Origin of the sequence: Vibrio sp. 10N.239.312.C11 (assembly GCF_041466065.1) — a bacterium.
GTDB classification, from domain to species: domain Bacteria; phylum Pseudomonadota; class Gammaproteobacteria; order Enterobacterales; family Vibrionaceae; genus Vibrio; species Vibrio tasmaniensis_A.
This window is the reverse complement of sequence record NZ_JBFSRZ010000055.1, coordinates 23,956-32,960: the sequence shown is the minus strand read 5'-3', so window position 1 is coordinate 32,960 and position 9,005 is coordinate 23,956. Positions and strand designations below refer to the sequence as shown.

General features: G+C 43.3%; 10 protein-coding genes and 1 pseudogene. 4 read left to right on the top strand and 7 right to left on the bottom strand.

Translation table 11 applies throughout. The annotated features are described in order from the left end of the window. Positions 1–193: 193 nt before the first annotated feature. Positions 194–463 carry a hypothetical protein gene (locus AB6D07_RS18980; protein ID WP_139137559.1) on the bottom strand — a complete coding sequence of 90 codons (270 nt, stop codon included), beginning with the start codon at positions 461–463 and terminating at the stop codon, positions 194–196. 570 nt (positions 464–1,033) lie between these two features. Here AB6D07_RS18980 and AB6D07_RS18975 point away from each other — a divergent pair. Beyond that, a pseudogene (locus AB6D07_RS18975) lies at positions 1,034–1,230 on the top strand (integrase); the annotation flags it as partial. A 67-nt stretch (positions 1,231–1,297) separates the two neighbouring features. Here AB6D07_RS18975 and AB6D07_RS18970 read toward each other — a convergent pair. From AB6D07_RS18970 to AB6D07_RS18960, 3 genes are all read right to left on the bottom strand, one after another. Then, a complete protein-coding gene (locus tag AB6D07_RS18970) occupies positions 1,298–2,404 on the bottom strand; it encodes a hypothetical protein (RefSeq protein WP_017103350.1) in 1,107 nt (368 codons plus the stop codon). A 92-nt stretch (positions 2,405–2,496) separates the two neighbouring features. Continuing rightward, positions 2,497–2,652 (bottom strand): hypothetical protein, encoded by a 156-nt coding sequence (locus AB6D07_RS18965; RefSeq protein WP_017103351.1) that lies wholly within the window; start codon positions 2,650–2,652, stop codon positions 2,497–2,499. Beyond that, entirely contained in the window at positions 2,652–2,831 is a 180-nt protein-coding gene (locus AB6D07_RS18960) for a hypothetical protein (protein WP_029222980.1), read from the bottom strand. Before AB6D07_RS18960 ends, AB6D07_RS18965 begins: the two co-directional genes overlap by 1 nt. 251 nt (positions 2,832–3,082) lie before the next feature. On the opposite strand from AB6D07_RS18960, the gene zur reads away from it, so the two are divergent. Together zur and AB6D07_RS18950 are read left to right on the top strand one after the other, a co-directional pair. Then, the gene (gene zur, locus AB6D07_RS18955; RefSeq protein WP_012603115.1) at positions 3,083–3,538 is read left to right on the top strand and encodes a zinc uptake transcriptional repressor Zur; all 456 of its coding nucleotides are present in this window, start codon (positions 3,083–3,085) and stop codon (positions 3,536–3,538) included. 17 nt (positions 3,539–3,555) lie between these two features. Then, positions 3,556–4,017, top strand: coding sequence for a chemotaxis protein CheX (locus tag AB6D07_RS18950; protein ID WP_009847897.1), 462 nt, complete (start codon positions 3,556–3,558; stop codon positions 4,015–4,017). Between the two features lie 138 nt (positions 4,018–4,155). Here the strand turns inward: AB6D07_RS18950 and pgi are convergent, their stop codons facing one another. Next, on the bottom strand, positions 4,156–5,808 hold the full coding sequence (gene pgi, locus AB6D07_RS18945; protein WP_017103353.1) for a glucose-6-phosphate isomerase: 1,653 nt from the start codon (positions 5,806–5,808) through the stop codon (positions 4,156–4,158). Between the two features lie 326 nt (positions 5,809–6,134). On the opposite strand from pgi, the gene AB6D07_RS18940 reads away from it, so the two are divergent. Beyond that, on the top strand, positions 6,135–6,554 hold the full coding sequence (locus tag AB6D07_RS18940) for a secondary thiamine-phosphate synthase enzyme YjbQ (RefSeq protein ID WP_017103354.1): 420 nt from the start codon (positions 6,135–6,137) through the stop codon (positions 6,552–6,554). A 119-nt stretch (positions 6,555–6,673) separates the two neighbouring features. Here the strand turns inward: AB6D07_RS18940 and AB6D07_RS18935 are convergent, their stop codons facing one another. Both AB6D07_RS18935 and alr read right to left on the bottom strand, forming a co-directional pair. Beyond that, positions 6,674–7,879, bottom strand: a complete 1,206-nt coding sequence (locus AB6D07_RS18935) for a BamA/TamA family outer membrane protein (protein WP_032500717.1) — start codon at positions 7,877–7,879, stop codon at positions 6,674–6,676. Positions 7,880–7,915: 36 nt separating this feature from the next. Next, a complete protein-coding gene (gene alr / locus AB6D07_RS18930) occupies positions 7,916–9,001 on the bottom strand; it encodes an alanine racemase (protein ID WP_017097257.1) in 1,086 nt (361 codons plus the stop codon). Between the last annotated feature and the right edge of the window lie 4 nt (positions 9,002–9,005).

The following is a 9,005-nucleotide window of genomic DNA, read 5'->3' as shown; positions in this document are numbered from 1 at the left end:
GAAATACGCGAAACGGGGTTGTTCTATCTTTAAATTTAATTACGCAACAAAGCCTTGTAATGATACAAATAAAGTTAATGGCTTCAAAACCTTACTCTCTATATACGGCAGTCAAGATAGGCAAACCTCGCAACAAGTTGCTTCGATCTGTTTGCCATCTTGCGGGGAGACCCTGCGACCCCTGCTCTACCATTTAAAATGGTAGTTCAATTTGCTTACCCATCAACACTTGAGCTGCGTCTTGCACTATTGACTCAGCCAACTCTTGAGACTCTTTTTTCAGCCGAGAGAAGTCGTCAATATCTCTCAATGGCTTTATAGTCGGTGTAGCTAGAATCATCGCAGGGAAGTCTCTATTAAAGACCCTTTCTAGAAACTGAAACTCTTTACTTTTTCGCTGTATATCTTGCTGATCTAGGTAACCTTTCTCAATGCATTGCTCGATGACGTTTTCCCATGTCATGACTTTAAAGTTTTCAAATTTATGAAACTTACACGCAACGAGAAGTCGTTCCGTAAATATAAAATGCTTGTCGCTCATAGTTTTATTTAAGCGTACATTTTTTCCTAAGTGCACAAAAATTTTATTTGTAACTGCACTTCACGTTGTCGTCACTACTGGTTGTGATGTGGATGAGGCTACTCTAATATAAAGAGATTAAAAGAGAATTGTCCCTCAAAAAGATCCTACTGTATGATGAGGTCGGCTGTTTCAAACTTGAGAGCTTTTTATCCCTCAAATGTCCCTCAGAGTGTCACCTTAACCTTAAGACCATGATTTATAAGGCTACTTAAATCCATTGCGCATATCGAGCATTGGAGCGACGGATAAGCGGTTAGCCGCGTATTTACTGGTATTGTCAGGTTTCATAAAGCGTTACTCAAAATCTATACACTGCATATATATACAGAAACTCGCTAGTTCTGCCGCAAGCTCACCCACTCACTACGCCTATAGTACGTATTGCTGGAGTGGAACGAAGGCATCTAGCATTAAAAAAGAACACTCAAAAGCGGTGAATCACGCTTCACAGTGGACATTGTAGTCAAAAATAATTGGGCGATTATACACAGGGAATCGAAAACATTCAGGAACAAAGACCAACTTATTTTCCCGTACAACTCGCGTCGTGTAAGCGCAGGCTTTCAGCGAGTGATAAATGAATTAGGTATTGAGGATTTGCGATACCACGCTCTACCGAAGAGAGAGCGAGTCGGTTGTTTGAAAAGGCTCAGTAATGAGCCTTTGGCTTATTAACTTCTGAACAGGAAGTGTTCTCAAATTCAGTTGAACGTTCTAGCTCCACAAGGGTGCCTGGTTATTTTGTTCTTCCAGCTCTTTAAGGTTTCTCTTTAAGTCTGCTACTTGCTTCTGAGACATCGTGACTTGAGACTCTAGTTTAGCTTTAATTCTTGCTTGTTCAAGGGTAGTTCTCTCTTGGAGAGCTATGTCTTTAAGTGGTTGTAATGCTTCCCGAAATGAAGGTGCAACAGTTCTCTGATAAACCGCATGATAATCTTTATGTGACTTCGACAAAAACTTTTCGTTGTCTACGAACTGAATGAAGTCTTCGCTTAACAATAGTATTTTTTCCATTACTTCACGGGTTGACGTTTCGCCTTGCTTCATACCTTCAATTCGGTCTTCTCGTTCCGCTAACTGAGCACGTAACTCTTCCACCTGCTCTTGAAACCCTAGTGATTCTTGTAAATCTTGTACGCACGCCTCTTTCTCAGCAAGTAAAATTGCGTTCTCACCAGATTGGAGCTTAAAACGACTATTCCAATGTTCTTCACTTTCAGTATGTTCAGTCTTCAATTCGTGAATATCTTGTCTTAATTTTTCGACTTCTTCACTAAGGTTCGTTTGTATCGAATTGCTTGAATTTAATTGGTGCTGCAACGAATCACGTGTATCTCGTAAATTTGTAATATCACTTTCAAAAGCGGAACGTTGTTCGTCCCACTTATCTAAATCACGACTCAGCTTTTCACGCCAGTAATCAACATGTGACTCTGCTTGCGCTTTACTAACATTAACTTGGCTTTCGAATTTGAATTTATCAGTCTCGTGCTTCTTTTGAATTCGCTTTGAATCAACAAAGTTGAATTTAAGAGAGTCAACGAGGTGCTGTACCAAAGGCAAACCGAATGTATATATGATGGTCGCTAGCACTGGATAAGCAATTGTCATCATAGGTGGACTCAGAAACCATGATGGTTCTATGGTCCAGAATGTGCTTTCAGTATTAAGTAATTTAACTTTTTGCTCTGATGTGCTGAACAAAAATGTAAGTACCAAGGAATGATTAACAGTAACCCATGACAAAATAAAAGACCCAAGAATCGGAGCTTTTAACCTATTTGCGGTGGCTTGTGTTATCGCAGAAACAAGTTCTTTCATATAGTTATCCAAAAATGAATTGAACATATTCTACGACAAACACTGCAACATTGGGAATATCTAAGCTATCCCCCCCCCCTTTAATAACCCTTCTACAAATTAGGATTTTTACTTTCAAGTCTAGTCAAACGCTCATCCATCTTTTCCATCATTAAGCGCAGCCACTTAACATCGGTTTTAAGTGCAATGCCTACCCCGCTAAACAAGGCACTAACAACGGCGACTATTAGTGTTTGATACTCTGCCATTATTTGAACTCACTGCGTAGGGTTTCCCATAGGCCAAATACTATTGGAGCACTTGCGCCAATAATGCCACCAAATTGAACACCGTCTGCCGATACGCTTGCGGTGATAACTTCAGGGTGACCAGCTGCCAAAACCGCTCCTGCGCCAGATAACACTAAACCCTTTTTAGCCGATGACAGGCCAATGTCGATTGAGAACTTTCGCCCAATAAGCACATTGTTGCACTTGATATTTTCAAACTCATTCACCAGATCTCTAATTCAGCTTGATTAATCAGTTATGCCTTGAGTCACACTGTCGTTTTGAGTTACCTTGTCTTATTCAAAGTCGTAGGTCACAATACGCTCTGTACCTGACTTTAATAAAATCAATGTCTCCTCAAACAAGGTTACCTAGCAATAGGGGCTGAATGGGGATGTTTGATTGAACGGTGAAAAATTTGGACCACACATTAATAGAGCAAGTTGAAGGGATATGCGTATCGCGAGGTGTTAGGCTAACACCCCAAAGAAAGCGAGTGTTTGAGCTTATCCTATCTAATAAAAAAGCCTCCAGTGCTTATGAATTATTAGAGCAATTGAAAGTCAGTGAACCGCAAGCCAAGCCTCCTACAGTTTATCGCGCTTTGGATTTTTTGTTAGAGCAAGGGTTCATTCACCGAGTTGAGTCAACGAATAGCTTTATATGCTGCTGCTCTTGCAATGCCAACACGCATTTTTCCCAATTACTGATCTGCGATAAATGTGGCACTGTGATAGAATTACAAGACGATGCGCTTGTCGCCCTACTCGCGAGTAACGCCGAGCAGCATGGATTCAAGTTGACCAACCATGTCATTGAATCACATGGCATTTGCCAAACTTGCTCCTCCGAAATGAAAGAATAAGATTATAGAAGAACATTATGCGCGCTGAATTTGTAAACCCGTTTTTAGCTTCTTTGATGAACGTACTAAAAACGATGGCATCTCTAGAATTAAAGCCTCAGAAACCAAGAGTGAAGAAAGATGAAATCGCTCGTGGTGATGTGTCCGGCCTAATTGGTATGGTTGGTACACAGTCTCGTGGCTCAATGTCGATCACCTTTGATGAAGGGCTTGCTCTAGAAATCATGGAAAACATGCTAGGTGAACGACCAAACGGTTTGAACGAAGAAGTGACCGACATGGTGGGTGAAATCACTAACATGGTAACCGGTGGCGCAAAGCGTATTCTTGCAGAAAGCGGCTTTGACTTCGATATGGCAACGCCAATCGTGGTTTCAGGTAAAGGCCATACTATTCGTCACAAGTGTGAAGGCGCAATCATCATCATGCCTTTCTCATCTCAGTGGGGTAATGCTTTCATCGAGATCTGTTTCGAATAGAGACAATCGAGTAAATAAAAAGCGAAAGGCTGACGTACATACGTCAGCCTTTTTTATTGCCGTAAAATCAACGGACATAAAAAACGCCAACCGAAAGGTTGGCGTTTACAGTTATGACTTGGTGTGACTTAAACAGTCTTAAGCTTTCAGCGCTTTAAATGCGTTGATTAGACCGTTAGTAGAGCTGTCGTGAGACGTTACTTGTGCATCGTCTGCAAGCTCTGGAAGAATTTGGTTTGCTAGTTGCTTACCAAGTTCTACGCCCCATTGGTCGAAGCTGAAGATATTCCAGATAACACCTTGAACGAAGATCTTGTGCTCGTACATCGCGATTAGGTTACCTAAAGAGCGAGGGTTGATTTGCTTAACAAGAATAGAGTTCGTTGGGCGGTTACCTTCAAATACTTTGAAAGGTACTAGCTCAGCAACTTCTTCAGCTGTTTTGCCAGCCGCTAGGAATTCAGCTTCTACTGTCTCTTTTGTCTTACCGAAAGCTAGCGCTTCAGTTTGAGCAAAGAAGTTAGACATTAGCTTCTGGTGGTGATCAGATGCTGGGTTGTGGCTGATAGCCGGAGCAATGAAGTCTGATGGGATCAGCTTAGTGCCTTGGTGAATCAGTTGGTAGAACGCGTGCTGACCGTTTGTACCAGGTTCACCCCAGATGATAGGGCCTGTTTGGTATTCTACTGGGTTACCTTCACGGTCAACGAATTTACCGTTAGATTCCATGTTACCTTGCTGGAAGTAAGCAGCAAAACGGTGCATGTATTGATCGTAAGGTAGGATTGCTTCTGACTCAGCGCCGTGGAAGTTGTTGTACCAAACACCAATTAACGCAAGGATCACTGGAATGTTGTTTTCAAATTCCGTTGAAGCAAAGTGGTTATCCATCTCGTGTGCGCCATCGAGTAACTCAGCGAAGTTATCGAAGCCGATAGATAGTGAGATAGAAAGACCGATCGCTGACCATAGTGAGTAACGACCGCCTACCCAATCCCAGAATTCGAACATGTTGTCAGTATCAATACCAAACTCAGCAACTGAAGCCGCGTTTGTTGATAGTGCTGCGAAGTGCTTAGCAACGTGTGCTGAGTCGCCCGCTTCAGCCAAGAACCAATCACGCGCAGAGTGTGCGTTCGTCATTGTTTCTTGAGTGGTAAATGTCTTAGATGCCACTAGGAACAGTGTTGTTTCTGGGTTAAGAGGCTTAAGTGTCTCAACGATGTGAGTGCCGTCTACGTTAGAAACAAAGTGCATGTTTAGGCGAGTTTTGTATGGCGTAAGTGCTTCAGTTACCATGTATGGACCAAGGTCTGAACCGCCGATACCGATGTTGACTACATCAGTGATCTCTTTACCTGTGTAACCTTTCCACTCACCAGAAACGATACGGTGTGTGAACAGTTCCATTTTTGCTAGTACTGCGTTCACTGCTGGCATTACGTCTTTGCCATCAACCATTACTGGCTTGTCGCTACGGTTACGTAACGCAGTGTGAAGAACTGAACGACCTTCAGTCTTGTTGATTGCATCACCGCCGAACATTGCTTCGATTGCAGACTTAACTTCAGTCTCGTTCGCAAGAGCAAATAGGTGCTGCATAGTTTCAGCGTCGATAAGGTTCTTAGAGTAATCCACTAAGATGTCTGAACCGAAACGAGTAGAAAAGCTCTCGAAACGCTTTGCATCTTGAGCAAATAGCTCTTTCATATCCATATCTTGAGCAGACTCAAAATGTGCAGTTAGAGCTTTCCACGCTTGTGTTTGCGTTGGGTTGATATTTTTCAACATGGTATCTATCCCGATGTTACTGTAGGTTTTATTCTAGACGTCACCAAAGTGATGAATAGAACCCCCGATTAGGCGAAAGTTTATATTTTTCTATGATGACCAAATCGCATCACCACTGAAAGATTCTTTGTAATTTTTTTTCACGACGTATTATGCCGCATATGAAGAGCGGTACCTTGAGATAAATCAGAATTAGATTTCCTGATAGAAGAATCGGTACTGACTCTAGCGCTCACATCATTAAATGTGAGCGAAACCTGATAAATTCAAGTTCAAAAGATAGCGTTAAACCACTTTTTTTCCAAATACATTATAGAGGATGGCGTATGTGGATTCAGAAGACGATACACCTACACGCACAAAAACGTGGATTTCATCTCATCACTGATGAAATTGAACAACAGATATCCGATATCCATTCACTGTCTGTTGGTTTATTACATCTATTCATTCAGCATACTTCTGCTAGCCTTACGCTAAATGAGAACGCAGACCCTACTGTCCGCGCCGATATGGAATCACACTTTAATAAGTTCGTGCCCGAACGAGCCCCCTACTACAAGCACACCTACGAAGGTGATGATGACATGCCCGCTCACATTAAAGCATCGACACTAGGCACCAGTGTGACAATTCCGATTACCAATGGGCGTTTAGCTTTGGGGACATGGCAGGGCATTTACTTAGGTGAACACCGAGATTGTGGTGGAAGCCGTACCGTTATTGCGACCATTCAAGGTGAGTAACGTTAAGTCATCAACAGTGAAATACCGCTTAACAAACATAATGGTAGAAAACAAAAAGGGTGACACAGTTATGTGTCACCCTTTAAAAATATAAGAGAGTCGAGTTGGTAAAACCAGAATTAGAAAGGCTGGTTTATCATAACCCTAAAGGTCCCTTCATCACCGCCTCGCGCTAATTCAGCACGTACAACAATGCCTTCAACCTGGAAACGAACTGCCCCGCCTAGGCTCCATTTCATGTCTGTGTGCAGTGTTTTGATATCGTACTCATCAGCAACACGCCCGACTTCAGCAAACGCCACCCACTGCCACCAAGGCAAATCGTAGTAGTTAATCAGTGGGATATCGGCCAATGGTTGCCAATCAGGAAGCACTCGATATTCCGCAGAGTAGTGAATAGCAGAACGACCGTGGTAACGGCCTCCGGTATAACCTCTTAAGCGATATAAGCCACCGAGTCGAGCTTGCTCTGTTTCCGGTGGACGAGCACAATTTTTCCCGGAACAGTTGCCCCACGTAGGCGTGTCAGCGGTATAGACATCAAATGCCACGACTTGTTGATCGAATAAGTTCCCCAAAGGACCCAATGCAAAATACTGACTGTTTTGGAATGTCCACTTCAGCCATAAGTCATCGTTAGACCAACTTTCAGCGCCGGTAGTAAACTCAAGATTGGTATGAGATCCCTTGGTTGGGTTGCGTGTGCTATCACGGTTATCCCAATCAAACGCCAAACTAAAACCTGTCGCTTGTTCGCTATTGTTTAAGCCTTCTAGCTCACGAGCCGTATAAAAAGGCGTAAAGACAATCGAACTGACACCCGACTCTAATGGGGAAGCAAAGCTCACATCTTTGATAGGTTGGAAAGCTCCTAGCAAGCCATGCTCTGCAACATTGCCCCAAGGCAGCAGATACTTAAACTCAACCTGATAGTTTTCTTCTAAGCCGTCAGCAATGGTTTTATCATCAATGGATGAATCATTATCGCCTTGAGAGCCAATGTAATACGGGTTTTCGTTAAAGCGAGCTTGGTACATCTGAGTACTGAACAATACGTTCTCAGACAGTGCGAAGTTAAAGGCTGATAAGAAACCGACGTAGCTGTCTTTATCTGAATAAAGCGCCATGCCAAACAGAGCGGCTTGAGGTTGCCAAGCACCCTTTGCGACACCAGCAACCCCAAAGGTATTACCCATGGTTTCAGTACTAAAATAGAAAGGAACAAAGGCTGAATCTTTTTCTTCACTCACAGCGGGAGAAGACAAGCTGACACCGAGTAATACCATTGCAGACATTAACCAGTGTCGAGTCGTTCGTATGAACATCATTTACTTATAGGATCCATAGTTACTTCGTATTAGCTACTTCACGTACTCCATCGCAACACGCGAAGTCAGCTTAGTGACCAGCTCGTAAGCGATAGTGCCGATATGTTCTGCGACTTCTTCTGAAGGTAAATCTTTACCCCATAATGTTGCTTCATCACCGACTTTATCTGCCGCATCAGGGCCAAGATCAACCGTTAACATGTCCATTGATACACGTCCTGCGATCGGTACTTTTCGGCCGTTAACGAATACTGGAGTGCCGTTAGGAGCAGTGCGAGGATAACCATCACCATAACCTATCGCGATCACACCAACCTTGGTATCTCGCTCACTGGTCCAGTTACCGCCATAGCCCACACTTTCACCCGCTTTAACATCACGAACGGCTATCAGGTGAGAGGTCAAAGTCATTACAGGATAAAAGCCAAGATCTTGCGCTGATTTATCAGCAAAAGGAGAAACACCGTAAGAGATAATTCCCGGGCGAACCCAATCAAGATGGCTGTCTGGCCAAGCTAATAGACCCGCAGAAGCAGCAAGTGAACGCTCACCTTCACAACCGTCGGTGAGCGATAAGAAAAGCTCGGTCTGTTCAACGGTGGTTGCTCTATCAAGTTCATCAGCACAACCGAAGTGGCTCATGTAGCGCAGAGGTTTAGCGACATTCGCACATTGATGTAAGCGCTCAACAAAGTTTTGGTATTGCTCAGGACGAGCACCTAGGCGATGCATACCACTGTCGACTTTTAGCCAAACCACAACAGGTGTTTCCAACTCTGCATTCTCTAGCGCGCTTAATTGCTCTTCGCAATGCACTACCGTTTGGATGTTATTGGTCACCAGGATGGGTAAATCGCCCGAAGAATAAAACCCCTCTAGCAACAAAATAGGTTTAACAATGCCACCAGCACGAAGCTGTAATGCTTCTTCAATACGCGCCACACCAAAAGCATCAGAGCTTTTTGAATGCTTGGCTATATGCAGTAAGCCATGTCCGTAGCCATTGGCTTTCACAACAGACATTACCTTGCAATGAGGAGCCTTCGACTTTATCTGGTTCAGGTTGTGTTCAAGCGCGTTTAAGTCAATACTCGCCGTCGCTGCTTTCATGTAAGTCATTAGT